20 protein-coding genes and 1 riboswitch are annotated in these 26,535 nt (G+C 46.1%); of the genes, 10 read left to right on the forward strand and 10 right to left on the reverse strand.

The genetic code is table 11. The features are described 5' to 3' along the window. The first annotated feature begins 93 nt into the window (after positions 1-93). The 5 genes from topA (at position 94) to OH458_RS05790 (ending at position 8,648) form a co-directional block, all read left to right on the forward strand. Positions 94-2,727, forward strand: a complete 2,634-nt coding sequence (gene topA, locus OH458_RS05770) for a type I DNA topoisomerase (RefSeq protein WP_269977579.1) — start codon at positions 94-96, stop codon at positions 2,725-2,727. 196 nt (positions 2,728-2,923) lie between these two features. Continuing rightward, on the forward strand, positions 2,924-4,621 hold the full coding sequence (locus OH458_RS05775) for a GGDEF domain-containing protein (RefSeq protein WP_269977580.1): 1,698 nt from the start codon (positions 2,924-2,926) through the stop codon (positions 4,619-4,621). Between the two features lie 388 nt (positions 4,622-5,009). After that, the gene (gene glgC, locus OH458_RS05780; RefSeq protein ID WP_038138894.1) at positions 5,010-6,227 is read left to right on the forward strand and encodes a glucose-1-phosphate adenylyltransferase; all 1,218 of its coding nucleotides are present in this window, start codon (positions 5,010-5,012) and stop codon (positions 6,225-6,227) included. Further along, positions 6,217-7,677 (forward strand): glycogen synthase GlgA, encoded by a 1,461-nt coding sequence (glgA, locus tag OH458_RS05785; protein ID WP_269977581.1) that lies wholly within the window; start codon positions 6,217-6,219, stop codon positions 7,675-7,677. Before glgC ends, glgA begins: the two co-directional genes overlap by 11 nt. Positions 7,678-7,844: 167 nt before the next feature. Next, complete coding sequence (locus tag OH458_RS05790) at positions 7,845-8,648, forward strand: alpha/beta fold hydrolase (RefSeq protein WP_005470478.1); 804 nt, start codon at positions 7,845-7,847, stop codon at positions 8,646-8,648. On the opposite strand, the gene OH458_RS05795 is transcribed toward OH458_RS05790, so the two are convergent. The 5 genes from OH458_RS05795 to torD form a co-directional block, all read right to left on the reverse strand. Next, the gene (locus OH458_RS05795; RefSeq protein WP_269977582.1) at positions 8,645-8,950 is read right to left on the reverse strand and encodes a putative signal transducing protein; all 306 of its coding nucleotides are present in this window, start codon (positions 8,948-8,950) and stop codon (positions 8,645-8,647) included. The genes OH458_RS05790 and OH458_RS05795 overlap by 4 nt on opposite strands. After that, on the reverse strand, positions 8,947-9,642 hold the full coding sequence (locus OH458_RS05800; RefSeq protein WP_269977583.1) for a TVP38/TMEM64 family protein: 696 nt from the start codon (positions 9,640-9,642) through the stop codon (positions 8,947-8,949). Before OH458_RS05800 ends, OH458_RS05795 begins: the two co-directional genes overlap by 4 nt. A gap of 170 nt (positions 9,643-9,812) precedes the next feature. Continuing rightward, complete coding sequence (locus OH458_RS05805) at positions 9,813-10,406, reverse strand: TfoX/Sxy family DNA transformation protein (protein WP_038138885.1); 594 nt, start codon at positions 10,404-10,406, stop codon at positions 9,813-9,815. Positions 10,407-10,607: 201 nt separating this feature from the next. Further along, a riboswitch (cyclic di-GMP riboswitch) is annotated at positions 10,608-10,694 on the reverse strand. Between the two features lie 145 nt (positions 10,695-10,839). After that, complete coding sequence (gene purR / locus OH458_RS05810; RefSeq protein WP_269977584.1) at positions 10,840-11,847, reverse strand: HTH-type transcriptional repressor PurR; 1,008 nt, start codon at positions 11,845-11,847, stop codon at positions 10,840-10,842. A gap of 215 nt (positions 11,848-12,062) precedes the next feature. Further along, entirely contained in the window at positions 12,063-12,710 is a 648-nt protein-coding gene (torD, locus tag OH458_RS05815) for a molecular chaperone TorD (protein WP_269977585.1), read from the reverse strand. Between the two features lie 235 nt (positions 12,711-12,945). Between torD and torR the strand changes: the two genes are divergently transcribed. Next, a complete protein-coding gene (torR, locus tag OH458_RS05820) occupies positions 12,946-13,659 on the forward strand; it encodes a two-component system response regulator TorR (RefSeq protein WP_005470487.1) in 714 nt (237 codons plus the stop codon). 49 nt (positions 13,660-13,708) lie between these two features. Here the strand turns inward: torR and elyC are convergent, their stop codons facing one another. Further along, a complete protein-coding gene (gene elyC, locus OH458_RS05825; RefSeq protein ID WP_269977586.1) occupies positions 13,709-14,515 on the reverse strand; it encodes an envelope biogenesis factor ElyC in 807 nt (268 codons plus the stop codon). Between the two features lie 113 nt (positions 14,516-14,628). Here elyC and cmoM point away from each other — a divergent pair, with 113 nt between their 5' ends. The 4 genes from cmoM to mukB are packed head-to-tail and all read left to right on the forward strand — an operon-like array spanning position 14,629 to position 21,926. Beyond that, complete coding sequence (gene cmoM / locus OH458_RS05830; RefSeq protein ID WP_005470554.1) at positions 14,629-15,423, forward strand: tRNA uridine 5-oxyacetic acid(34) methyltransferase CmoM; 795 nt, start codon at positions 14,629-14,631, stop codon at positions 15,421-15,423. Beyond that, positions 15,423-16,760, forward strand: coding sequence for a chromosome partition protein MukF (gene mukF / locus OH458_RS05835; protein WP_269977587.1), 1,338 nt, complete (start codon positions 15,423-15,425; stop codon positions 16,758-16,760). Before cmoM ends, mukF begins: the two co-directional genes overlap by 1 nt. Further along, entirely contained in the window at positions 16,741-17,466 is a 726-nt protein-coding gene (gene mukE / locus OH458_RS05840; RefSeq protein WP_269977588.1) for a chromosome partition protein MukE, read from the forward strand. The genes mukF and mukE overlap by 20 nt, the downstream gene beginning before the upstream one ends. A gap of 2 nt (positions 17,467-17,468) precedes the next feature. Then, positions 17,469-21,926: a chromosome partition protein MukB gene (gene mukB, locus OH458_RS05845; RefSeq protein ID WP_269977839.1), complete on the forward strand. Its 4,458-nt coding sequence runs from the start codon at positions 17,469-17,471 to the stop codon at positions 21,924-21,926. 138 nt (positions 21,927-22,064) lie between these two features. Here the strand turns inward: mukB and OH458_RS05850 are convergent, their stop codons facing one another. The 4 genes from OH458_RS05850 to cmoB form a co-directional block, all read right to left on the reverse strand. Continuing rightward, the gene (locus OH458_RS05850; protein WP_038212957.1) at positions 22,065-23,054 is read right to left on the reverse strand and encodes an alpha-L-glutamate ligase-like protein; all 990 of its coding nucleotides are present in this window, start codon (positions 23,052-23,054) and stop codon (positions 22,065-22,067) included. Between the two features lie 3 nt (positions 23,055-23,057). Further along, positions 23,058-24,563, reverse strand: coding sequence for an inactive transglutaminase family protein (locus OH458_RS05855; protein WP_269977589.1), 1,506 nt, complete (start codon positions 24,561-24,563; stop codon positions 23,058-23,060). Between the two features lie 11 nt (positions 24,564-24,574). Beyond that, positions 24,575-25,315 (reverse strand): ATP-dependent zinc protease family protein, encoded by a 741-nt coding sequence (locus tag OH458_RS05860; protein ID WP_269977590.1) that lies wholly within the window; start codon positions 25,313-25,315, stop codon positions 24,575-24,577. Between the two features lie 241 nt (positions 25,316-25,556). Beyond that, complete coding sequence (gene cmoB / locus OH458_RS05865; RefSeq protein ID WP_005470563.1) at positions 25,557-26,528, reverse strand: tRNA 5-methoxyuridine(34)/uridine 5-oxyacetic acid(34) synthase CmoB; 972 nt, start codon at positions 26,526-26,528, stop codon at positions 25,557-25,559. Positions 26,529-26,535: the final 7 nt, after the last annotated feature.

Below are 26,535 nucleotides of genomic sequence, written 5' to 3' on the forward strand. Positions count from 1 at the left end.
TAATCTCGCTCAATAGTAAAAAAAGAACTGAAGCATTAAGTATGCCATACGATAATGTCGTTTGGCCGTCATTATAGGACACTTGAGTCAATTATGGGTAAGTCACTGGTTATTGTGGAGTCGCCAGCCAAAGCGAAAACCATCAATAAGTATTTAGGTAAAGACTTTATTGTAAAGTCGAGTGTGGGTCACGTACGTGATCTGCCGACCGCTGGCCAAAGCACGGGTCAAAAAGCAGCTGCGGTATCAACCAAAGGCTTAAGTGCTGAAGAAAAAGCGCGAATCAAAAAAGAAAAAGATCGCAAAGCGCTCATCAAAAAAATGGGTATCGACCCTTACCACGGCTGGGAAGCAAACTATCAAGTGCTTCCGGGCAAAGAAAAAGTGGTCGCTGAGTTGCAAAAATTAGCCAAAGACGCTGACAGCGTTTATCTCGCAACCGATTTGGACCGCGAAGGAGAAGCCATCGCTTGGCACCTTCGTGAGATCATCGGTGGCGATGAAGAGCGATACAAGCGCGTGGTGTTCAATGAGATCACCAAAAACGCAATTCAACAAGCTTTTGAAAAACCGGGCGAGTTAAGCATGCCGGGTGTCAATGCTCAGCAAGCGCGTCGTTTTATGGATCGTGTTGTTGGCTTTATGGTCTCTCCTTTACTTTGGAAAAAAGTAGCGCGTGGTTTGTCAGCAGGTCGTGTTCAATCGGTAGCGGTGAAGTTATTGGTAGAACGTGAACGCGAAATCAAAGCTTTCATACCTGAAGAGTTTTGGGACATTCATGCTGATACTAAAACGGCTGACAAAACAGATTTCCGCTTGCAAGTGGCGCAAAAAGACGGCGTTGCGTTTAAGCCAGTTAACGAAGCAGAAACCAAGTCGGCAATGTCAGTGCTTGAGAAAGCGGCATACGAAGTCTGTAAACGTGAAGATCGCCCAACGTCTAGTAAGCCATCAGCACCTTACATCACATCGACGCTTCAACAAGCCGCTAGCACGCGTTTAGGCTACGGCGTTAAGAAAACCATGATGTTAGCTCAACGCCTCTATGAGGCGGGCTACATCACGTATATGCGTACCGACTCAACAAACTTGAGTTCAGAAGCCGTGGATGCTGTGCGTGGTTTCATTGGTAGCGAGTTTGGTGATGCGTACTTACCCGCTAAGCCGAACGTTTATGGAAGCAAAGAGGGTGCACAAGAAGCGCACGAGGCAATTCGCCCTTCTGATGTTTCTGTCAAAGCCGAAGACCTAAATGGTATGGAAGCTGACGCGCACAAACTGTATTCATTAATTTGGAATCAGTTCGTTGCATGTCAAATGACGCCAGCGAAATACGACTCAACAACGGTTAGCGTGAAAGCGGCAGAGTACACCCTTAAAGCCAAAGGACGTATTCTGAAGTTCGATGGTTGGACTCGTGTTCAACGTCCTATGGGCAAAAATGAAGACCAGATCCTTCCTGCGGTTCAAGTCGGCGATAAAATTGATCTGGTTGCACTTGATCCTAAGCAGCACTTTACCAAGCCACCAGCGCGCTTTACTGAAGCTGCACTTGTTAAAGAGCTTGAGAAACGTGGTATCGGTCGACCTTCTACTTACGCTTCTATTATTTCAACGATCCAAGATCGTGGATACGTAAAAGTTGAACAACGCCGTTTCTATGCAGAGAAGATGGGTGAGATTGTGACTGACCGCTTAGACGGCAGTTTTGACGACCTAATGAACTATGAGTTCACTTCACGCATGGAAGAAAAGCTCGACCAGATTGCTGAAGGTGATGCGGACTGGAAGAATGTACTCGATGACTTCTTCGCGGATTTCACTGGCGACTTAGCGAAAGCGGAACTGGATGAAGCAGAAGGCGGTATGAAGCCAAATCATATCGTTTATACCGATATTGAATGCCCGACGTGTTCTCGCCAAATGGGCATTCGTACGGCATCGACCGGTGTATTCCTAGGCTGTTCTGGATACGCACTCCCACCGAAAGAGCGCTGTAAAACAACGATTAACCTCGGTGATGAAGACGGCATTATCAACGTTCTTGAAGAAGACGTCGAAACCGCTGCCCTTCGTGCGAAAAAACGTTGTCCAATTTGTGAAACGGCAATGGACGCTTACCTGATTGATGACAAGCGTAAACTTCATGTATGTGGTAATAACCCAAATTGTGAAGGCTATGTCGTCGAGCATGGTGAGTACAAAGTAAAAGGTTACGATGGCCCCGTTGTCGAGTGTGACAAATGTGGCAGCGACATGGTGCTGAAAAACGGTCGTTTTGGTAAATACATGGATTGTACGAGTGAAGAGTGTAAAAACACGCGTAAAATCCTAAAGAATGGCGAAGTGGCTCCACCGAAAGAAGATCCAGTGCATCTGCCTGAGCTAGAGTGTGAAAACTCTGATGCTTACTTTGTGTTGCGTGATGGAGCATCGGGCTTGTTCTTAGCCGCTAGCACTTTCCCTAAATCGCGCGAGACTCGAGCACCATTAGTAGAAGAGCTGATTCGATTTAAAGAGCGTATTTCACCTAAGTTCCACTACTTAACTGAAGCGCCAGAGAAAGATCCAGACGGCTTACCAATGGTTGTGCGCTTTAGCCGTAAAACGAAAGAGAATTATGTTCGCTCTGAAGTAGATGGTAAGCCATCAGGCTACACGGCGCTCTACATTGACGGTAAATGGGAAATTACGGATAAGCGTAAAAAGCCAGCTAAGAAAAAGTAACGACTTTTCGCTCAACGCAACGAAAGCAGCCAATTGGCTGCTTTTTTAATACGCGTCATATCACTAAAGTAGTAGCTAGTTGCAGTGAATGTATGCTTTTTGAGTATTCAGGGTGATTATTGCTTATTTCATGGTTATCTCTTTTGACAACTTAGTTAGTAGCTTCTATTGGTTAAGGGTTAGTTGGGATAATAATATGAAATTAAGAGAAACCTTGTTGCTGTTCTTAATACTGGTCAGTGGTGTGTTTGCTGTAACCGCGTATACCGTATCAAAGAAAGCTGTAGATAGCGTCGTACAAGATTTGATTTGGAAGTACAGCCAAGTGGCTGCGCAGCATGACATTGAGCAAACGCTAGCACCAATATTAGAAGAAGTCGCACTTGCCCAAAAGATTGCTACAGACCCGCACATCGTGTCATGGGGCCGAAATGCGAGCGATGAAGTCTATCGTAGTACCGCAGAAGCTGTTTTGGAACGATATCGTTGGCAATTCAAATCCAAGAATTTCTTTATCGCGCTTGACGGTGACTTGTCGTATCACTACAACGATGTCCCCAGCATTCGCCAGCCATCATATCTTCGCTACTATTTAGAGCCAACCTCTGTAACTGACACTTGGTATTTTGACCAAAAAGCGCAAGGCCAACGCCTTTCAGTCAATATCGCGAAAGACATCCATATCGATCGAACTAAGGTTTGGATCAACCAAGCTATTCTCGACAAAGGTCAGTTTCTCGGCATCGTAGGGACTGGGATGGATATTGATCTCTTTACGAGTCAGTTGGCGCATCTTGATACCTCTTCATTAAGAACGTTTTTTGTAGATGAGAAGCACAGGGTTCAACTGATTTTAGAATCTGGCCAGTTCGATTATCCATTGAGAAATGCGAAGTTTGAGAAGCCCGACTTGGCATCGATGATCCCCAATCGCCAAGATTTGGAGGTGCTGACCCAATTCATGCGCAAGCAAAAATACGGTCAAGAGGCGGAGTCCCTGATGATCGAGCAAAATCAAGGGCGAGCGGTTGTCTCCATCAACTACATTGAAGAGTTGGGATGGTATGAGCTCACGTTTGTTGATGTAGAGAGCATGTTGCCGCCTTGGACGTACAGCAATTTGGGTTACATCTTTGTCGTGATCACGCTGTTGTTTGGAGGGTTCTCTTACTATTACTGGCTGAATGTTTGGGTTAAGCCCCTTGAAATCTCTGCCCAGCGAATTCACAAACTCGCGAAGGAGAGTGATTATTTTGTTAGTGAACGCAGTAGCGACTTGGCAAACCATTTGTCTGTTATAGAAGAAGAACTAACGAAAAGTCGCCACTCACTCCATAAAATGGTGGTTTCGCGTACAGCAGCGCTTGACGAGTTAACCACGGTCGATGTTGTGACTCAGTTGTGGAATAAGAAAGGATTGGAGAAGGAGCTAGCAATGGAAAGTGCACGCTCTAAAAGAGAGCAAACTGCCTTTGGCCTTATTTGGATAGATCTGGGGTTAACGGATGACGAAACGATTGAAACGGCGTCGGCAAGTTTTGAATCTACGTTGTCAGCCGCGGGGCGAGGGATTTGTCACGCGATCCGAGTCTATGACCAAGCCGCTCGTTGGGAGGACGATGAGTTTATAGTTTTGGTACGAACAAAGTACCCGTGCAGTTTGAATCAGCTTGCAGGACGAATTAAATCTTGCATCTTATCGGAGCAAATGGACAGTGAGCACCTTCAACGCCTCACTGACAGCTTGGCCATAGGAGGGACCGTTATTCATCCAGGTTCCTCAGAAAAAGAAGCTTTGACCATGGCAGACAGAGCGCTTTATCTTGCTAAGGGAAAATCGGGCGAGAAGGTCTACATCCATCATTGTCGAGCACCTGCGGATCAAATTGCATAACATGCATCTGTAATCCTTTTTTAATCATACATTTACAATCTCAATTGTTCTAAAAATCGAGTAATGCCTCAGTTATCCATGCAAGTATCACTAATTTGTAGTTAATCTGTTACGGAGTTGTACCAGGTGAAGGGCATTGTGTGAGCTAACCCAGAGTGATGGAAAGTAATGCGTGTGCGGCTGTTAGTACAGCATATTTTAAATTGTAATCTTTTTGAAATACGATAACTTATAATAAACCTCTTGCACATTTTTTGTGTAGGGATTGCTAACGACGTTAGGTTGTAGAGTGGCATGCCTTATCGTGTCGTGCGCTCTTAGGAAATGAGATAAGCCCCCCAATAAAAAAATATGCTTATCCGAAAAAATATTATATGGAGAGAATAGAATGGCTGGTGTTTTAGGTATGATCCTTGCTGGTGGAGAAGGCTCGCGTTTGCGTCCGTTGACCGAGTCTCGTAGTAAACCTTCGGTGCCATTTGGCGGCAGTTACCGATTGATCGATTTTGCATTGAATAACTTTGTTAATGCAGATTTGATGCGTATTTACGTACTGACTCAGTTTAAATCACAATCTTTGTTCCATCACCTGAAGAAAGGCTGGAACATCAATGGAATTACCGATCGTTTTATCGACCCTATTCCTGCGCAGATGCGCACTGGTAAGCGTTGGTATGAAGGGACAGCCGATGCGATCTATCAAAACTTACGTTTTATGGAGTTGGCAGAACCAGATCAAGTCTGTATTTTTGGCTCTGACCATATTTACAAAATGGACATCAAGCAGATGCTCGATTTCCACAAGGAAAAGCAAGCGGCCTTGACCGTTTCTGCGCTTCGTATGCCACTGTCTGAAGCCTCGCAGTTTGGTGTAATTGAAGTCGATGCAGAAGGGCGTATGGTCGGCTTCCAGGAGAAACCAGAAAATCCTAAGTCAATCCCAGGGGATCCAGAGCACGCACTGGTTTCAATGGGTAACTACGTTTTTGAAGCGGATCGATTGTTCTCTGAGTTAATTGAAGATGCGGACAACCCAGATTCGTCCCATGATTTCGGCAAAGACATCATTCCAAAAATGTTCCCATGCGGAGACGTTTACGTTTACGACTTTAGCACCAACCGAATCACAGGTGAAAAGGAAGAAGTATACTGGCGTGATGTGGGTACGATTGGCGCGTACTGGGAAGCACATATGGACTTGTTGGAAAAAGATGCACCTTTCTCGCTCTATAACCGCAAGTGGCCGCTACACACTTACTACCCACCATTACCACCCGCAACGTTCACTGACTCAGATAACGGGCGTGTACAAATCATCGATAGTCTAGTATGTAACGGCAGCTATGTGCGTGGCTCAAGAATCGAGAAGTGTGTGCTTGGCTTCCGCAGTAATATTGCATCGGCGTGTGATATCAGTGAAAGTATCCTTCTGGGCGACGTGAAAGTCGGCGAAGGCTGTGTATTGCGTCGTGTAATTGTCGATAAAGATGCTGATATCGCACCGGGTACTCAAATTGGTGTGAACCTTACGGAAGATAAAAAGCACTTCCATGTGTCCGATGAAGGCATCGTAGTTATTCCAAAAGGAGCTCGTGTTGGCTACTAAGAATTTATCTATTCTATTCGTAGCATCGGAAGTCGAGGGATTGATCAAAAGTGGCGGCTTGGCGGACGTGGCCAAGGCGCTTCCTGAAGCGCTCCGAGAACTCAATCAAGACGTTCGTTTAGCGTTACCCGCTTATCGAAATGTAAAAGGGATAGAGCAAGCGCAAGTCATTCTGGAAACACAGCTAGAGCACTGGCCGCATACCTCCTATAAAGTTCGTGAACTGTCGATTTCTGGTGTCGTTGTTTATGCGATCGATTGTCCTCAATATTTTGACCGCCCTGAAATGTACGCTGAAAATAACCAAGCTTACGCTGATAATGGTGAGCGATTTGCCTTTTTCAGCGCTGCGTCTCTAGATATGTTGCAAAAGCTTGATTTTCAACCGCATATTGTTCACGCCAATGATTGGCACACAGGACTGGTCCCATTTTTGCTTAGACATCGATATGGTTCATGCCCGTTTTTCGCTAAAACTAAAAGTGTTTTATCGATTCACAATGCAGTCTTTAAAGGTGTGTTTAGCTATGATGAGTTGCAATGCCTACCTGAGTTTCATGCTCGTTACGCACCTGATGCGGCGGTGAGCCCTTCGCACGTTACCATGCTAAAAGCTGGGGTGCTAAATGCAGATAAAATTAATGCTGTGAGCCCAAGCTACGCAAATGAACTGAAAACTGAACTGGGTAGTCATGGCATGGCCGCCGAGTTTCAGCGTCGTGCGGATGATCTAGTGGGGATTCTAAATGGTTGTGACTATTCTGCTTGGAACCCAGAAACGGACGCATACCTGCCTGCCAACTATCGAGCTAACCGCCAAAGTATGGTTAGGGGTAAGCGAGCGTGTAAGCGCAGCTTGCAGGAAACGGTAGGACTGGCTGAAAAAGATGTCGCTATGTATGGAATGGTGTGTCGCCTTACCAATCAAAAAGGTGTGCATTACCTATTGCCTATCCTGTCACAGTTTTTGAAGCACGATGTTCAACTTGTCATTGTTGGTACCGGTGACCCGGTATTGGCTTCGCGCCTGAAAGAGGTGGAAGCGCTGTTCAGCGACAAATTCAAGTTTGTCGAGGCCTATGACAATGGGTTAGCTCACTTAGTTGAAGCTGGTTCGGATTTCTTCTTGATGCCTTCGGAGTTTGAGCCTTGTGGTTTAAACCAAATCTATAGTATGGCTTATGGCACTTTGCCTATCGTCCGAGGTGTTGGAGGGCTGAAAGATAGCGTTAACGACTACGATGAGAACCCTGCGATCGCAACGGGTTTTGTATTCGATGAGCCTGAACCGATTGCGTTGCTTCTTGTTTTACAGCGCTCGTTGTTGCTTTACGCACAACAACCTAACGAAGTAAAACGAGTGCAACTATACGCAATGGAGCAAAATTTCTGCTGGAGCAAAGCTGCGGATGAGTATTTGACGCTTTATCACAGTGCGCTCAATGGCTAACGGAACAAGCTAAGTATATTGAGGCGTCGTATGACGCCTTTTTTTGTGTTTTTTCAATTTTAGACAAGATAAGTAACACGAAATGACATAAGCTGAATTAAAATTGCATTAGTTTGTGCTAATCTTCTGCTTCCAAGTTATTCCAGTAAGAAACTCTGAACGTCACTATGAACTCTGAAATGCTATTTCACAAAACATTTGAACACCCAACAAGCAATGAGTGGGTGGTTTTTGTGCATGGAGCCGGAGGCAGTTCGTCTATTTGGTTTAAACAAATCAAAGCGTACAAGCAGCACTTTAATTTGTTGCTCATAGACCTAAGAGGGCACGGACGATCAAATCAGCTACTAAAGGAGATCATGGCGAACCGCTACACGTTTAAGGCGGTCACGCAAGACATTCTCCAAGTTCTGGATCATCTCAAGATTCGATCAGCACACTTCGTTGGGATGTCTTTAGGCACGATCATCGTAAGAAATATCGCAGAGCTTGCCTCGGAGCGAGTGAAATCCATGGTGTTGGGTGGGGCAGTAACACGCCTGAACACGCGTTCACAAGTGTTGGTGCGTCTAGGTAACTTATGTAAACACATCGTGCCTTATATGTGGTTATACAGCTTGTTTGCTTATATCGTAATGCCACAGCGGACACAGAAAGAATCACGTCACCTGTTTATCCGCGAAGCCAAAAAACTGTGTCAGAAAGAGTTTAAGCGCTGGTTTATACTCACGGCAGAAGTAAACCCATTAATGAAGTATTTCAAAGATAGAGAATTGCCAATTCCGACGCTGTATCTAATGGGAGAGCGAGACTACATGTTTATTAAGCCAGTGAAAGAGATGGTTGCCGTTCACCAACAGAGTCAATTGCTTGAGATTCCTGATTGTGGACATGTGTGTAATGTAGAGCGTCCGGAAGAGTTCAATCAGCATTCGATTGCCTTTATACAACAGCAAATTAAGGCGACTTAATCTGCCGCGGTGCCGCATTGCCAGCAAACCCCAAATTGTGATTCGTTGACTTCTCCACATTGACTGCAGTGCCAGTCACTACCATTTTGCGTTGTCCTAAATTGGTCGATGATCTCATTCGCCTGATTGCACTTATTTGGTTCTAAAAGCCAAACATAAGGCTCGCTGTTTTCACCAAATGGGACTTCTCCCTGCAACCCGAATATCCCTTCACCACGGACTTCACAGCTGATGTCTTGAGACTTTAGAAGCTCACAGACAATGTGAGCTTCGGGGGGATTACTCGCTGAGTAGATTTTCATGACGCCGAGCCATTTTGTGCGGATGGCGATGACTTAATTTTATTCATGACCCATTTCGCAATGACTGGGAAAAGACCCAGTAAAGCAAATGACGCTAAGACGGAAGGCGAGACAATGCCAGACAGGCTCTCAATTTGCGCTAACTGAGTACCCGCATTTAAGTAAACGGCTGTGCCGGGTAACATACCTAGTTGGCTGACAAAATAGAATCGAGCTGCCGAAATAGGCGTTAATCCCATGAGTAAATTAATAAGAAAGAAAGGGAAGACAGGAATCAACCTTAGTGAGAATAGATAAAACGCCCCATCACGCTCTACGCCTTGGTTAATCGCACTCAGCTTATCGCCAAACTTTCCTTGCACCCAGTCTCGCAATAGGAAACGGCTGCTTAAAAAGGCGAGCGTGGCACCAATGGTGCTGGCGAAAGAGACCAACAGCAAACTTGTCCAAAACCCAAAGAGCGCAGCGCCCAGAAGCGTAACAACGGCTGCTCCAGGAATGGAAAACGCGGTTATGGCGACGTAGGCGAAAAAGTAAGTCAATGCGGCGAAGACGAAGTTTTCGCTGATGTAATCTGAGAGTGCAAGCTGCTGAGCTTTCGCATTTTCAAGCGTCAGGTATTGCCCAAAGTTCATCGCCAGAAAGGCGATAAGCGCAACTAAGACTATCCCCAAGATCAATTTTTTATTCATAATTGCGTCCTTTAATACTCTTCGCAAGGATAACTCTGACCCTATAGTTACATACTTAAGCTAGTATAGGGAATGATTGATATAGACAATAAGAACGAGAGCGAGAAGAAAATATTTCCTTAGAGACTAAAAAAGCCAGCAAGTGCTGGCTTTTTCATCGGTTGATTGAGCTAGTTGCTCAATTTATTCAGTAGTTCTTGTCTTCGGCTTTGCGGTATAACAGACCAATGTGTGCCCTTGATTGCTCCCTCTAGTGCCCACAGCAGTTCAACGCTCACTTCTGCTGAGTGTGTCGATTGAATTGCCTTGTACGCTTTAACAGCGCCCGCTTCTTCCAGTGACTCGACATCGTCAATCCCGGCTTTTTTTAGCATTCTTTCTGTTGCCAAGCGCAGGTTGGGTAGGTCTTTCAAGCGATTTGGTTTCGCTTTCGATTGTACTTTTTTCTCTTCTTTTGCTGCGATCAGCGCTTGTCTTGCCAATGCCAGTGTTTTTTCATTGTCTGAGGAAATGTCATCACTCAAAGCAAAATATTTAGTCACAACGGGAAAACCACGTTTTTTGTAGACGTAGGGTTCCAAAGAAAGGGCATTGCACTGTTTGATTAACTGAGCATCCGCTCTTACATGAAGCTTATCGTTGACCACTAAAGCAAACATCGTCTCATCTGCGAATATGCCGAAGCCGCCAAACATTGAACGAGACTTAATTTGACCAAGTTGCTCAAATAGTCTCATTGAGTCTTTAAGTATTGGTTTATCCATGCTGTATTTTCTCGGTGTATATGTATACGCCACCAATTCAGGTCCGAGAGATTAGCAAAATAATGCAGAAATTTTGTCAGTAAGGTGTCATACAAGAAAACACTTCGTAAAATCTCGACGAATTCCATGTCTGCTCATACTCAGTATTGAGACGCGTCCAGTTTACGAGAAAGCTTAATGTACTAGTTTTGCATTTTTGCCATCGGCAACCCCGCTACCTTGTATAAGTATACTTAAGGCCGGAGGCTTTGCGTCCCATCCTTTCGAAATGGTTTGCCCTGTTCGTGGCATTGTTCGAACAAGTTAAGAATAAATAATATTTGAGGTAAGTATCACACTTGTAGTGAGTAAATGTGATCTTAGTTCAGTAATTTGGTGGGTTATATGCGCCTGACTGATAATTAATCAAAGAGTCAGGCGCTGAGTAATGATGTTATTTGTTGAGGTTGCGCACGGTACTGCGCTCGACAATTTCAGGGTGCATCTCAAACACTCGCTTGTCGTGTTCTTTGTCCTTGATACGCTCTAACAAAATTTCGAACGCGTTCTTACCGACACGTCGTTTCGGTTGGTGAACAGTCGTGAGCGGTGGAGAGAAGTATTCCGCTAACTCGATGTTGTCGTAACCAATAATGGACATATCTTCTGGAATGCGGATACCTTTTTGTTGTAGGCGGCTCATTAAACCCAGTGCCATCGTATCGTTAAAGCAGAAAACGGCACTCGGGCGTTTATCCATTGCAACAATCTTGTCTGCGGCTAGGACTGCAGTGTCACATTCAAAGTTACCTTCAAGGATCCAGTCTTCATCAACTGCCAAGTTCGCTTCGTTCATTGCTCGTTTGAAGCCTGCGATACGCTCCTGACATGCTGCTTTTTCGAAGTGCCCGCTCAAACAAGCAATATCTTTGTGGCCACGCTCAATCAGGTATTTAGTCGCTAGATAGCCGCCTTCTTCTGAGTTGTCGATGATTTTATCAGCTTGTGAGCTTTCAGGGCCCCAGTCCATAACCACTTTAGGAATGTCTTTATGACGGTCAAGCATTTCGCTGAGTTCTTCTGTGAGGTCAGAACACATGACCAAGATGCCGTCTACGCGCTTTTCTGCAAGCATGCGGATATAGTCGCGTTGCTTCTCATAGATGCCGCCAGTATTACACAAAATCAGCGTGTAACCTTGGCGGTAACAGTAACTCTCAACACCATCAATAACTTCTGAAAAGAAGAGGTTTGTTGATTGAGTCACCAGCATGCCAATCGTTCGTGTTGTATTACACTTTAAGCTTCGAGCAACGGCACTAGGCGCGTAGTTAAGCTCTGTTACTGCTTCCATGACCTTTTCTTGGGTCGCTTCGGCAACAAAACGCGTTTTATTAATTACGTGAGATACAGTAGTTGTTGATACGCCGGCTAAGCGCGCTACGTCTTTTATGGTGGCCATAAGGTTTTGTCCTGTCGATGACTGCCACGAAACAATATTCCTAAGTGTAGGATAATCTGGCAGAAAGTATCAGAAACACAAAAACCGCTCATAATTAGCGGTTTGTATTTAATTCGTTCATTTTTATCGTTTGCGGTCACGATTCTAGACCGCAAACAAACTAAGCGCAAATAAAAAGGTTTTTGTTCCCTGCTCGTGGTCACAAAAGCTCGTATTTATTCGCCTTTTAGGTAGCGAGAGTCAAGTTCCATAAACGCAACCATTAACGTCACAATGGCAGAGTAGAATCCGAAATCATCTAAAGTTTTGCACTTAGCGGAGAACTTTGGCACCCAATTAAGTAGTGCGCGGTTGATGAACTTGTCTTGCTCTTCAAGTGCGTTTTCCATTTCAACATCACTTTCAAGTTCATTTGAGCGAATAATCAGATTGCCGAGAAAGTCGAGTTCAATCGCGATATGATCCGCAGGTTCGTTTAGGTTTTCATCAACTTGGACACCATGCTTTTGCATTAGTGCTTCCATTTCTCTCGCCGGCTCGTCGTTAAGTAGTCCGCTTTTGCCTACATACATCGACGCATAAGGAAGGGCAGAGTCTCTGTCTGATTTCAGGAACAAGTCACAAAAATCTGCGGCTAGTTCAAGCTGAGCGTCTTCACGGTCCATGAGCCGATTTAGCGCATCAACTAAGTTGTCGACAGAAGGCTTTAGGTCTGGGTTGTCGCCAAGCCCAGAGAGAAACGAACGAATCTCGGCTGAATGGTATTGGTCTAACGCCTCTTGAGTGAGCTCTTTCGCCAATAAGCTCGATAGCCACCAATAGATTTCTGCGCGTTTTTCATTGAATGATTTAATTTCTTGCATTAGGTCAGGCTCCTAAAATAACTGCGCTTAGTGTACCCAATAAAGATGAACAGCGATAATGTCAGCTGTATAGAATTGAGTCTAAAAATGGAAAAATATGAACAGATGACCTAGGTTTGTCTTGAATCAAGAAAAAATCATCTTTCTTGGTTTTAAAGTAACAAATACTAGAAATGTTACTGTTTATGAATAGAATACTCGTTAGAACGATGACCAATGTAAATAAGTGGTGTAAATGAGCTATCACGTATTAGTTGTAGAAGATGACGCAGTAACTCGCAGCAAGCTAGTTGGTTACTTTCAGAATGAAGGTTACCACGTAAGCGAAGCCGAAAGTGGCGAGCAAATGCGTGATTCACTACAAAACAATGCGATAGATTTAGTGATGTTGGATATCAACCTTCCTGGAGAGGATGGTTTGATGCTAACACGCGAACTTCGCAGTCAGTCAGACATTGGGATTATCCTGGTTACAGGACGCACGGATAGCATTGATAAGATTGTCGGTCTAGAAATGGGCGCCGACGATTATGTCACGAAACCATTTGAGCTAAGAGAATTGTTAGTTCGTGTCAAAAATTTGCTGTGGCGTATTTCGGCAGCGCGCAATTCATCAGGCACGGTCGATGCAGACAAACAAGATGGCAACATAGTACGCTTTGGTGAGTGGACATTTGATGTTCAACGACGAGCATTAAGTCGTGCTGGTGAGCCGGTGAAGTTGACTAAAGCTGAGTATGAACTGCTTGTTGCACTGTCGTCTTACCCAAATCAAGTATTAAGCCGTGAGCGCATTTTGAACATGATTAGCCATCGCGTGGATGCACCGAACGATCGCACGATCGATGTTCTCATTCGTCGCATGCGCGCTAAGATGGAATTTGATCCTAAGAACCCTCAAATTTTTGTGACGGTTCATGGTGAAGGTTACATGTTTGCTGGGGACTAACCCTTGAATTGATTAAAAAAACCGAGGCTTGTGCCTCGGTTTTTTTGTTTCATAGTTGGCTTTCTGGAGCTTCGATGACGTGTTGTTCCTCATACTCCGAAGCCCAATCCCTGAGCTTTTGCCACAAGATTCCTAGTGTCTCATGCCAGTAGCGTTCTGTTTGCTCTAGGTAGACTGCCTTAGGCGTGTACTTAGACCAAGGCTCTGTAACGTTATCGTGTGCTAAGTAGTTTGTTGGTGCAGGGTAGGGTTTTAAGCCCGCAGAGTGAAACTCGTTTAATGCTCGTTTCATGTGGCTCGCGGAAGTCACCACGACCATTTTCTTGTGTTTTACAAAGGCGGCAGCTTGGCGTGCTTCTTCCCATGTATCTTTTGCTGTCTCAAGCAAAATAATATCAGATTTAGACACGCCGAGAGCAAGCGCCACTTTGGCCATCATGCGCGCATTGCTTGTGTCTGATCCTCCCGAATAACCCGACAATATGAGCTTCGAACCGGGATAAATACGCATAACACGAATGCCTTCAGTAAGGCGCATTAAACCTGTACGGCTTAACTCGGAAGTTGGTGGGATTTTGTCATCCACCACATGGCCGCTGCCTAGTACCATCACGTAATCAATCGACTCGTCAACGGGAAAGAACGCAGAATATTGACGCTCAAGTGGCATCAATAGCCGTGAGGAGACTGGCTGAAACGCAATAAGGAACATACCAATAAAAGAGAAAAGAACGATAAAACAGCCGGTCTTTTGATTTCGAGTGAACATGATCAACATCAAGCCCAATAGGCCGATGATAAGCATTGCCGGTAGCGGCATCAGAAGAGAAGAGACCACTTTTTTCAGCTCAAACATACTAAATAGTCCGAAAAAACATCAGTTGATTATTTTTTAAGAGAAACCCTCTTTATTCCTGCTTTTCTTGTGACAGAATAGCAGCACGATTGGACATGATACCCTAAGCTGCTGTGACTGAAGACCGTAATTTCGACGATATTGCCCACAAATTTGCAAAAAATATTTACGGCTCCGATAAAGGAGAGATTCGCCAAGTCATTGTTTGGGAAGACTTAGAGCAACTACTGTCTTCTATTGACGGTGACAAACGTGCATTAACGATATTGGATGCAGGTGGTGGATTAGCGCAAATGTCGCAAAAGCTTGCCAAACTCGGACACCAAGTCGCGTTATGTGATCTATCTTCGGAAATGCTGCAACTGGCGAAACAGGATATTGAAAAAAATAACTTGCTTGAGCAGTATCGCTTGATTCATTCTCCAGTCCAAGAAATTGGTCAACATCTCGATAGTCCAGTTGATATGGTGATGTTCCATGCGGTGATGGAGTGGTTAGTCGACCCGAAAACGGCGCTAGAAAAAGTACTAGAGCAAGTGAAATCTGATGGTGCGGCATCCATCATGTTCTACAACCATCACGGCTTGGTCTACAAAAATGTTGTATGTGGCAATATTCCTCATGTTCTTGAGGGCATGCCACATCGGAAACGATTTAAATTACAGCCACAGAAAGGCTTAAAACCAGAAGACGTCTACCAATGGATAGAAGATGCTGGGTTTGAAATCTGTGGCAAATCTGGAATTCGTTGTTTTAGTGATTACATAGGGAATATGGAATACACAGGGGATTACCAGTATGAAGATGTATTGGCTTTAGAAAAACAATTGTGTCGACAAGAGCCATACCTCTCATTAGGCCGTTACATTCATGTATGGGCCAAAAAGAAACAGAAACAGGAACAATAATGAGTGAGATAACTCTCAATGCTGCAGAGCAACCAATCGATGAATTGGTGGGCTGGGTAAAGCAGCACGATTTCTCATTAAACCTGACGACAGAGCGGTTGGCATTTTTGATTGCTATCGCGGTACTCAGCAACGAAAGGTTTGATGAAGAATTGGGTGAAGGTGAACTGCATGATGCGTTTACAATCGTCACTCGATTATTTGAAGAGACAGGAGACGCTTCCGCGTTTCGTGCCAACAACGCCATCAATGAGATGGTTAAGCAGCGTCTTATTAGCCGTTTTGTCAGTGAAATTACTGACGGAGCCGCCATATACCGCTTGTCTCCATTAGCGGTAGGTATTACCGACTACTACGTGCGTCATCGTGAGTTTTCAAAACTGCGTCTTTCTATCCAGCTATCTATGGTCGCGGATGAAATGGCGAAAGCGATTGAGGCGGCACAAAAGGGTGGCACACCGGGCCACTGGAAGAAGAACGTATACGGGATTTTAAAGTATTCTGTAGGCGAAATCTTCGATCAAATCGATCTCAACCAACGTGTGATGGATGAGCAGCAACAGTCTGTGAAACAACAGATTGCAGATCTGCTAAACAAAAACTGGCGAGAAGCAATCAACAACTGTGAAGCGCTGTTGTCAGAAACATCGAGCACGTTGCGTGAACTCCAAGATACGCTGCAAGCGGCTAGTGATGAACTGCAAACTCAGATCCTAGATATTCAAGAAATTGTTTACGGCGATCCTGAGCTTGAGTTCATTGAAGAAGCCTTGTTTGGTCTGCAGATGAAACTAGACCGGATCACAAGCTGGGGTCAGCAAGCGATCGACCTTTGGATTGGTTACGACCGTCACGTGCACAAGTTTATCCGTACCGCGATTGATATGGATAAGAACCGTGCATTTAGCTCGCGTCTGCGCCAGTCGGTCAAAGACTATTTTGACTCGCCTTGGTACCTCACGTATGCCGATGCTGAGCGTTTAACTGACCTGCGTGATGAAGCGTTAGTCCTGCGTGATGACGAGGTTACCGGTCAAGTGCCACTGGAAGTGGAATACGAAGAATTTCAACAAGTCAATGATGAGCTGTCTGAGCGTATTGGTGACATGCTCAAAGCGCACAAAGAGCAAGGCTCACCGATTGATCTTGGGGTTGTGTTGCGTGATTACCTCGCACAGCATCCTCGCACTCATCATTTCGATTTAGCCCGAATCGTTATCGACCAAGCCGTCCGTCTTGGTTATTCAGAATCGGATTACCAAGCGATTCAGCCAGATTGGCAAGCCATCAACGATTTTGGGGCAAAGGTACAAGCAAATGTCATCGACAGATACTAATGAATACATGCCAGAGAATCTGGTCAAAGCACTCTCTAACCCTCTGTTCCCAGCACTCGACAGTATGCTTCGAGCAGGGCGTCATATCTCAAGTGAAGACTTGGATAACCACGCACTACTCTCCGATTTTGAGGTAGAGCTTTCTTCTTTCTACCAGCGTTACAACACCGAACTGGTGAAAGCGCCTGAAGGTTTCTTTTACCTTCGTCCACGCTCAACCTCTTTGATTGGCCGTAGTGTGCTTTCCGAGCTGGATATGCTGGTGGGTAAGGTACTGTGTTTCCTTTACCTAAGCCCAGAGCGTCTTGCGCACGAAGGCATTTTCACTAACCAAGAACTTTATGAAGAGCTGTTGGCGCTTGCCGATGAAGCGAAGTTGATGAAGCTAGTAACCAACCGTGCGACTGGTTCTGACCTTGATAAAGAAAAGCTGTTTGAAAAAGTACGTACGTCACTTCGTCGTCTGCGTCGCCTAGGCATGATCATCAACATCGGTGAAACCGGTAAGTTCAGCATCAGTGAGTCGGTATTCCGTTTTGGCGCCGATGTACGTGTTGGCGATGATATGCGTGAAGCGCAGCTACGTCTGATCCGTGATGGTGAAGCGGTCGTGCACACCAAAGAGCCAAGCCAAGGCAGCCTATTGTCTGAAGAAGAACAAGACGACCAAGCCCAAGAAGAAACAACAGAAGAGGGTGAAGCATGAGCATGATTGAACGCGGTAAATACCAATCGCTGACCATGGTTAACTGGAATGGTTTCTTTGCCCGTACGTTTGACATCGATGGTCTGGTCACCACGCTATCAGGTGGTAACGGTGCAGGTAAATCAACCACAATGGCGGCGTTCATCACCGCATTGATTCCTGACCAAACGCTACTGCACTTCCGTAACACCACAGAAGCAGGCAGCAGCCAATCGTCTCGCGACAAAGGTTTGTACGGTAAGCTACAGCCGGGCGCGTGTTATGCGGCGCTAGATGTGGTGAATTCACGTAACCAACGCCTATTGTTCGCAGTAAAACTGCAGCAAGTTGCGGGTCGTGATAAGAAAGTAGACATCAAACCGTTTGTTATCCAAGGTCTTCCAAGCCATGTGAAACCAACGGATATCTTGGTTGAAAGCGTATCTGCGACTCAAGCTCGTGTTCGTCAAATCAACGAAGTAAAAGAATCGATCGCCGAGTTTGAGGGCGTTCAATTCAAAGCCTTCTCTTCTATTGTGGATTACCACGCGCAAATGTTTGAATTCGGTGTGATTCCGAAGAAACTGCGTAACTCTGGTGACCGCTCTAAATTCTACCGCCTGATCGAAGCATCGCTTTACGGTGGTATCTCAAGTGCGATTACACGCTCGCTACGTGACTACCTTCTGCCACAAAACGGCGGCGTGAAGAAAGCGTTCCAAGATATGGAATCGGCGCTGCGTGAAAACCGCATGACGCTAGAAGCGATCAAAACCACGCAAGCAGACCGTGACTTGTTCAAACACTTGATCACAGAGTCGACTAACTACGTGGCGGCGGACTACATGCGTCACGCGAACGATCGTCGTAACAAGCTGGATAAAACGCTGTCATTGCGTTCAGAGTTGTTCGGTTCTCGTGAAACTCTCGTTGAGCAAAACAACCTGCTTAACCGTGTTCAAGAAGAGCTAGAACTGCTGATCGAGTCGGAATCGGCTTTAGAGCAAGACTACCAAGCGGCTTCGGATCACTTGCAACTGGTGCAAAACGCATTGCGCCAGCAAGAGAAGATCGAACGCTACCAAGAAGATCTTGAAGAGCTGAGTGAGCGTCTTGAAGAACAGATGATGGTAGTGGAAGAAGCGCAAGAACGCGTGATGATGGTAGAAGAGCAAGCGACCGTTGCGGAAGAAGAGGTGGACAGCCTTAAGACGCAGCTGGCGGACTACCAACAAGCACTCGACGTTCAACAAACTCGTGCCCTTCAGTACCAACAAGCGGTTCAAGCGCTGGAAAAAGCGAAGCAACTACTTGGCGATGACAGCCTAACGGCAGAATCGGCACAAGCGCTTGTCTCTGAGCTTAAGAGCAAAGAATCAGAAAGCACCAACGCGTTGCTATCGGTTAAGCACAAACTGGACATGTCTTCTGCAGCAGCAGAGCAGTTCGAAACGGCACTTAAACTGGTACAAAGCATCGTTGGTCAAGTTGAGCGTAAAGACGCGTCTGAACATGCGAAAACCGCAATTGCGAAAGCGCGTGAATCTCAGCAAGTTGTGCAAAACGAACAACAATGGCGTGCACAGCACCGTGACCTTGAGCGTAGCCTTAACCAGCAACGTCAAGCGCGCGAGCTAGTCAACGAATACCAAAAGCAATTCCATATTGAACTGACGGACGAAATCACGTTTGAACAAGAACGTGAGCGTCACGCGATGCAAATCGACTCGCTAGAAATGACGCAAGAAGGCGTGCGTGAGCAACGCAGCGAACAGCGTCGTCTAGAGCAAGATGCAGCAGCGGAAATCAACAAGTTAGAAGCCATTGCTCCAACTTGGATTTCGGCGAACGATGCGCTAGAAAAACTGCGTGAACAAAGTGGCGCTGAGCTAGAAGATAGCCAGTCAGTCATGAGCCAAATGCAAGTGGTGCTTGAGCAAGAGAAGACCCTTTCTCTGGCGAAAGACAAACTGGCAGAGCGTCGTAGCCAACTTGACTCTGAAATTGAGCGTCTTGCTTCACCTGGTGGTTCAAACGACCCTCGCCTGAAAGGTTTGGCAGATACACTAGGCGGCGTATTGCTGTCTGAGATCTACGATGACATCACGATTGATGACGCGCCTTACTTCAGTGCGATGTACGGTCCGGCTCGTCACGCTATCGTCGTTTCTGATCTATCTGGTATCGAAGAGAAACTGGTAGAGCTAGACGACTGTCCAGAAGACTTGTACATCATTGAAGGTGACATCGATGCCTTTGATGACAGCTCATTCGACGCAGAAGAACTAGAAGGCGCGGTTTGCGTTCGTATGAACGATCGCCAAATGCGTTACTCTCGCTTGCCTGAAATCCCACTGTTTGGTCGTGCGGCACGTGAGCAGCGTTTGGAGCTACTGCGTAACGAACGTGAGGAAGTGGTTGAGAAGCACGCGAAAGCAGCATTCGATTCGCAAAAAATGCAGCGTCTGTACCAAGCGTTCAACCAGTTTGTGGCAAGCCACATTCAAGTAGCATTCGAAGCTGACCCAGAGCAAGCACTGGCAACCATTCGTGACAAGCGTAACCAAATTGCCCGCGTACTGGCTGATCTGGATGCGAAAGAGCAACAACAACGTGCTCAGCTTCAAACCAGCAAGCAAGCGTTGTCTTCTCTAGACAAGCTAGCACCAAACATGGCGCTGATTGAAGATGAGCCGTTGCAAGCACGCTTTGATGAGTTGGAAGAGAAAATCGCCCAGCTTTCAGAAGCAAAAGCTTTCCTAAATAACCACGCGAAAGCGGTGGCGGAACTGGAAAAAGTCGCAGTTGCCCTAGATGCTGACCCAGAGCAATTCGATGCGCTAGAAGCAGAATACAAAGCGGCAGACGAACAGCTACAAGATCTTAAGAAGCAAATCTTTGCACTTTCAGATCTCGTTGAACGTCGCCACTACTTCGCTTACTCAGATTCAGTAGACCTACTGAATAAGAGCAGTGAACTGAGTGAGCAGCTAAAAGCGAAATTGGTTCAAGCTGAACAAATGCGTACTCGCTCTCGTGAAGAGTTGAAACAGTCGCAAGGGCAAATGAACCAATACAACCAAGTATTGGCATCATTGAAGAGTTCGCACCAAGCGAAACTGGAAACGGTTCAAGAGTTCAAACAAGAACTGCAAGAGTTTGGCGTTAACGCGGACGAAGGTGCAGAAGAGCGTGCAATGCGTCGTCGTGATGAATTGCATGAGCGTCTACACACGTCTCGTAGCCGTAAGAGCGAATACGAGCGCACGATCACCTCTACTGAACTAGAGATGAAAGGCTTGGCGAAACGTCTGAAGAAAGTTCAGAAAGAATACGTTGAGCTGCGTACCTTCGTGGTTGCAGCGAAAGCTGGCTGGTGTTCAGTACTTCGTCTGGCGCGTGAGAACGATGTTGAGCGTCGTCTACATAAGCGTGAACTGGCTTACATGTCAGCGGATGAGTTGCGTTCAATGTCGGATAAATCATTGGGTGCGCTGCGTCTCGCGGTTGCGAACAATGACGACCTGCGTGATGCGCTGCGTCTATCAGAAGACAACGCACGTCCAGAGCGTAAAGTTCTGTTCTACATCGCGGTTTACCAACATCTTCGTGAGCGTATTCGTCAGGATATCATCCGTACTGATGATCCAGTGGAAGCGATCGAAGAGATGGAAGTAGAGCTAGCGCGTCTAACGGAAGAGCTAACGCAACGTGAAAACCGCCTAGCGATCAGCTCTGAGTCAGTAGCGAGCATCATCAAGAAGACGATTCAGCGTGAGCAAAACCGTATTCGTATGCTGAACCAAGGCCTGTCGAACATTTCTTTTGGTCAGGTGAAGGGCGTACGTCTAAACGTGAAGATCCGTGAAAGTCACGAAGTGCTACTGAACGGTTTAGCGACACAACAAGAGCAGCATAAAGACCTGTTTGAATCGACTCGCTTTACCTTCTCTGAAGCAATGGCGAAGTTGTTCCAACGTGTGAACCCGCACATCGATATGGGTCAACGTTCTCCTCAGGTTCTGGGTGAAGAGCTACTGGATTACCGTAACTACCTAGAGCTAAGTGTAGAAGTGAACCGTGGTACAGATGGTTGGCTACAGGCTGAGTCTGGCGCGCTATCAACCGGTGAAGCGATCGGTACCGGTCAGTCAATCCTTCTGATGGTTGTTCAAAGCTGGGAAGAAGAGTCTCGTCGCCTACGCAGCAAAGACATTGTGCCTTGTCGTCTGCTCTTCTTGGATGAAGCAGCGCGTCTGGATGCTAAGTCTATCGCGACATTGTTCGAATTGTGTGACCGTCTGGATATGCAGCTTCTTATCGCAGCACCAGAAAACATCAGCCCAGAAAAAGGTACGACCTACAAACTTGTGCGTAAGGTGTTTAAAGATCACGAACACGTACACGTAGTGGGTCTGCGTGGTTTTGGACAAACTGAGAAACCTAAGAGTGAAGTGCAAGAGCTAATCGAAACTCTCTAGAACGGTTTTCAAGCAGTTCATCAAGAAATCCCGCAGTGATAAGCTGCGGGATTTTTTTATTGTGTAGTTTCGAGTAATGGTCGAACTATCTAAATGACAAAACCCGCTAGTTAAGCGGGCTTTGATTGCTGAGAGTGGTTATGTGGTTAGCTCTTTAGCGAAAATACCGAATTGTCTGGCAGCATAAGCGACTCGCTCTTCGGGTTTAGGGTAGTCTGCGCCTAATCCTAAACTTTCGATATGATGCAGTCTTGGCAATAATCCTGCGCCGTTGGCAATTTGAATCGCTAGCCCTGGTCTTGCGTTGAGCTCAAGCACCATTGGACCTTCCTCTTTATCCAGTACCATGTCTGTGCCCATGTATCCAAGCCCAGTCATCTCCCAAGCGCTAGAAGCGAGTACCAATAGGCGCTCCCAATGAGGAACTTGCAGTGTGGCGAGCTCTTTTCCTGTGTCAGGGTGATGGGTGATGGGTTGATCAAACTGAACGGCTCGCACAGCACGTCCTGTCGCGATATCAATGCCCACACCGACAGCGCCTTGGTGCAAGTTGGCTTTCCCATCGGATGCCGCCGTCGAGCAGCGCATCATCGCCATGACAGGGTAGCCTTTGAAAACGATGATCCGAACATCAGGTACACCTTCGTAGCTGAAACCGTCGAAGCAGTCATCGAACTTAATCAGGTTCTCGACAACCGCTACATCGTTCTTACCCCCTAACGAGAAAAGACCAGCGAGAGCGTTACTGATATGGCGTTCAACATCTTCTTGGTTAATGGTCGAGCCAGAAGGTTTGGTATAGATACCATCTTTGTGCGATGTGATTACTAAAATGCCTTTACCACCACTTCCTTGCGCAGGTTTGATCACAAAGCCTGGCCAGTCTTTCACCATGTTGTGAATGGTTTTGACTTCGGCCTGATTGCTGATCACACCGATAAGTTCGGGTGTGGTCGCACCATGTTGCTGAGCGATGATTTTGGTTTTTAGTTTGTCGTCCACTAAAGGGTATTTTGCACGATCATTATAACGGCCAATGTAACTGTGGTTACGTTGGTTCATCCCCATGATCCCCTTATGGCGGAGTTTGCCCGGCGACGTAAATTGCGAAGTAAAACGTGAGAACATCGTTTAGTCCTCCGCAAGTGGCTTAAAGCGGCGTAGCTCTGTCAAACGGTAACCGGTGTAGGTACCAAGTAGTAAAATACCGGATAGTACAATCAGCTGTAGACCAATAAAGTTAAAGGTTAAGTGCTGGATGTAAGGGTTAGTCATTGCTAGGTAAACCAGTACAGCAGTCAGTAGTGAACCACCACCTTGCAAAACCACTTCTTTGGCGCCTTCCTCTTCCCATAGAATCGACATACGTTCGATGGTCCATGACAAGATGATCATTGGGAAGAACGTAATCGATAGACCTTCGGTTAAGCCGATCTTAAACGCAACTACAGTAAAGACAGAAATGATCATGATAACCGTGATGATCACCGCCGAAATACGTGCAACGAGCAGTAAGTTAAGTCTTGATAGATAACTTCGAATGACCAAACCAGTGCCCACAATCAGCAAGAATCCGACGATACCCGTGATCAACTGAGTCTGAACGAAAGCAACTGCAATCAGAACAGGCATAAAGGTGCCAGATGTTTTCAGACCAATAATGACACGCAAGAAGACCACGATGAGAGCACCAATAGGAATGAGCATGATGGTCTTAAACATCGCTTGTTCTTCAAGCGGTAAGCTGTGGATCGAGAAGTTGATCAAACCATCAGCGGAGACTTTGTCGTTGGTTGCTTGCTGCGGGGAAACCTCTTGAGCAATCATCGAGAAGTGAACTTGGCTGTTTTGCCCACCCATAAGATCAAGCAGCGACACATTTGATTCATCCCAAACCAAGATATTTTCCGCAATAACTTGGTCTGCCTTTTCTGGATTAAACAGAACCCACTGCTTTCCGTCCCATACTTGGTTCATGTGCTGAATAGATTGACGGCGGCGACCATCTTCCAGTTCGATAACACCAACAACCTTTCCAGGAACCTTGGCGTAAGCCAGCATCTTATCAATCGCTTCGACTTTCGACATCTTGTTAAGGATCAAAGAAGCATTTTGGCTTTCTGAATCGTTGATAGTCTTGACCAGTTCACGAGTGAAAGTGACATCGTCGGCTGAACGCTGGTTGGCTCGTTCAATCAAGGCAATCGCAGCAGCTTCGGTTGGCCCATCAAAAGTGGGTTGAGTGATCTCTTGGTTTGGCGGAATCGCGTCGACTTTGGCTTGTGGGTCAACGAGAAACTTCACTTTGTAGTAGATGGTTTGAGCGCCAGTCGCTTGGCGAATAGACCATTCTGCGCGACGACCAGAGTCGGTATTGACGTAAGAGACGCCGTAGCCTGGAGAAGAGGAGGATTCATCAATTAATGTGAAGCCGTTTTGGGTATGAGGTGCTGCCAATGATGCCTTAACTGGCTTGGCTTGGGCATTGAACTCAACTCGCGCTTCAATATCCCACACTTGACGGGTTTCACCTGGAGTCCAAGGAACACCGTATGTTTGATGACGGAACATGCTGAGCGCTATACCGGCTAAAATGAGTAGCACAACCGATATATAAAAAGGGACTTTGGATGTCATAAGCTACCTTATTATTTTTGGACGTCCGTGTGGATGTATTTTTTACTTACATCAACCACTGCAATGTCGCGAATGAACTCGCGGCCTAGAAGCACAGGATGACTCATTTGCGAGCGATCTGCCAAGGTAAATTGCGCTTTTTCATGGATTTTTCCGAGCTTAACCCATAATTCGATCACCGCACGTCTTTCAACTTCATCATTGGTGGATTGGCGTATTTTCACATAACGGATAATAGGCGATTCGATCCAGTTTTCTTCCGTGAGCGGTGTTTCACCATCAGACAAGTGGAAACGAACCCAGTTTTTTCCATTGCGCTCAAACTCTTCAATATCCACGGCATTGAGCGACGACGTTGCCGCGCCAGTATCAACACGTGCATCAAATGCTTGTTTGATCGCATCGATAGTTACTTTTTCTACTTCCCCAAGGACAATCTGATGTGTCGGCGTCGCTTTTACAGGGGCAGGCGCAGGGATAACGACGGGTTTATTTTTAATTTTTACTTCCGCCATGACTTCATCTTTAAACGTGGCCAACTCACGATCGAGCGTGTCAATCTGAGCTTCAAGGCTTTCGATGTAATCGTTTTGGCTATTGATCTGGAGCGAGAGGCTCTCCATTTTATTCGAGAAGTTAGATTCAGAAGCTTGAATGGCTGCGAGCGTTTCATTGTGGTACTGCTCGCCTTTTGTTAGCGCGCAGCCTGAAAGCAAGACTAATGCGACAACGGGAGTCAATCTGGTTAGCATGAATAAACCTGACATTGATTAAAGTAGTGTGAAATAAGAAGTTTAGCGTATTAACCGAATCCCTCACAACCAACAGTTGAGATAGAGCTCTCATCCTGTAAGGATTGATAAGTGATTACAAAAAATAAGGGCGCTACGCACCCCTATTTAGGAAATATCGATATTTGCGCAGAGTAACCTTTAATCGCTGAAAAAGGGTTAACTCTTTGTCAAATCATCGGCTGTGAATCTCAAGCTATCATTATGGCTTGTTTGCAACCAACACGGCTCGACGAGGCGCGGGATGCCCTTCGACGGTTTTACTTGGATCGTTTGGATCAAGGTAGTCGGGAAGTGAATTGTGAGTCATCCACTCCGTCGTGCGCTGCTCACCCGTCGTGGTGACGTTTTCGTCGACAATGCGTACGTTTTCAAAGCCAACATTTTCCAGCCAGACTTTTAACGCACGCGCTGATGGGAAGAAGTAGACATTACGCATCTGAGCGTAGCGATCTACTGGGACCAACACCGCATTCTCATCTCCTTCGATGACGAGCGTCTCAAGTACCAGTTCTCCGCCAGATACGAGTTGGTTTTTAAGTTGGATAAGGTGCTCAAGAGGAGAGACTCGATGGTAAAGCACACCCATACTAAAGACGGTATCAAATGCCTCAAGTTTAGGTAGTTGCTCAATGCCAAGGGGAAGTAAGTGAGCGCGTTGATCGCCACCCATCAATTTGCGAATAGCTTCAAACTGAATAAGAAATAGGTGAGAAGGATCAATACCGACAGTGAGTCGAGCGCCTTCGCCGAGCATGCGCCACATGTGATAGCCGTTGCCACAACCAACATCCAATACGCTGCGGTTTTTCAGTGGTGAGATATGCGGAAGAACGCGATCCCATTTCCAGTCACTGCGCCATTCAGTATCGATATGAATGCCGTGCACGGTGTAAGGACCTTTACGCCATGGATGAAAAGTGCGTAACAGGTTCTCCAGTTTTTTTAATTCACCAGTGTGGAATGGTACATCATTGGCGATGGTGACGGAGTTCTTGATGTCGATCTGATCAGGCGAACCTTCAGGGATTTTGTTCAGTGCTTTTACCCAGCGACCAAAATCGCCATGTTCTGCGTTTGCCCAATCGGTTAATTGTTGAGGTAGTACATTTAGCCACGGCTGAAGACGCGTGTCTTGCGCGATTAACTGATAAAAATTAGCAAAATTAAACATAGTTTTT

The sequence above is a fragment of the Vibrio sp. MarTm2 genome, assembly GCF_027587055.1.
GTDB lineage: Bacteria > Pseudomonadota > Gammaproteobacteria > Enterobacterales > Vibrionaceae > Vibrio > Vibrio sinaloensis_D.

Coding starts and splice junctions, on each gene's coding strand:
- OH458_RS05805 (WP_038138885.1), bottom strand. CDS start 10,406: ATGGATAAACCAATACTTAAAGACTCAATGAGACTATTTGAGCAACTT.
- elyC (WP_269977586.1), bottom strand. CDS start 14,515: ATGTTTGAGCTGAAAAAAGTGGTCTCTTCTCTTCTGATGCCGCTACCG.
- purR (WP_269977584.1), bottom strand. CDS start 11,847: ATGGCCACCATAAAAGACGTAGCGCGCTTAGCCGGCGTATCAACAACT.
- torD (WP_269977585.1), bottom strand. CDS start 12,710: ATGCAAGAAATTAAATCATTCAATGAAAAACGCGCAGAAATCTATTGG.
- cmoB (WP_005470563.1), bottom strand. CDS start 26,528: ATGTTTAATTTTGCTAATTTTTATCAGTTAATCGCGCAAGACACGCGT.
- OH458_RS05790 (WP_005470478.1), top strand. CDS start 7,845: ATGAACTCTGAAATGCTATTTCACAAAACATTTGAACACCCAACAAGC.
- topA (WP_269977579.1), top strand. CDS start 94: ATGGGTAAGTCACTGGTTATTGTGGAGTCGCCAGCCAAAGCGAAAACC.
- OH458_RS05775 (WP_269977580.1), top strand. CDS start 2,924: ATGAAATTAAGAGAAACCTTGTTGCTGTTCTTAATACTGGTCAGTGGT.
- OH458_RS05850 (WP_038212957.1), bottom strand. CDS start 23,054: ATGTTCTCACGTTTTACTTCGCAATTTACGTCGCCGGGCAAACTCCGC.
- OH458_RS05800 (WP_269977583.1), bottom strand. CDS start 9,642: ATGAATAAAAAATTGATCTTGGGGATAGTCTTAGTTGCGCTTATCGCC.
- mukE (WP_269977588.1), top strand. CDS start 16,741: ATGTCATCGACAGATACTAATGAATACATGCCAGAGAATCTGGTCAAA.
- glgC (WP_038138894.1), top strand. CDS start 5,010: ATGGCTGGTGTTTTAGGTATGATCCTTGCTGGTGGAGAAGGCTCGCGT.
- OH458_RS05860 (WP_269977590.1), bottom strand. CDS start 25,315: ATGCTAACCAGATTGACTCCCGTTGTCGCATTAGTCTTGCTTTCAGGC.
- OH458_RS05855 (WP_269977589.1), bottom strand. CDS start 24,563: ATGACATCCAAAGTCCCTTTTTATATATCGGTTGTGCTACTCATTTTA.
- mukB (WP_269977839.1), top strand. CDS start 17,469: ATGATTGAACGCGGTAAATACCAATCGCTGACCATGGTTAACTGGAAT.
- mukF (WP_269977587.1), top strand. CDS start 15,423: ATGAGTGAGATAACTCTCAATGCTGCAGAGCAACCAATCGATGAATTG.
- OH458_RS05795 (WP_269977582.1), bottom strand. CDS start 8,950: ATGAAAATCTACTCAGCGAGTAATCCCCCCGAAGCTCACATTGTCTGT.
- torR (WP_005470487.1), top strand. CDS start 12,946: ATGAGCTATCACGTATTAGTTGTAGAAGATGACGCAGTAACTCGCAGC.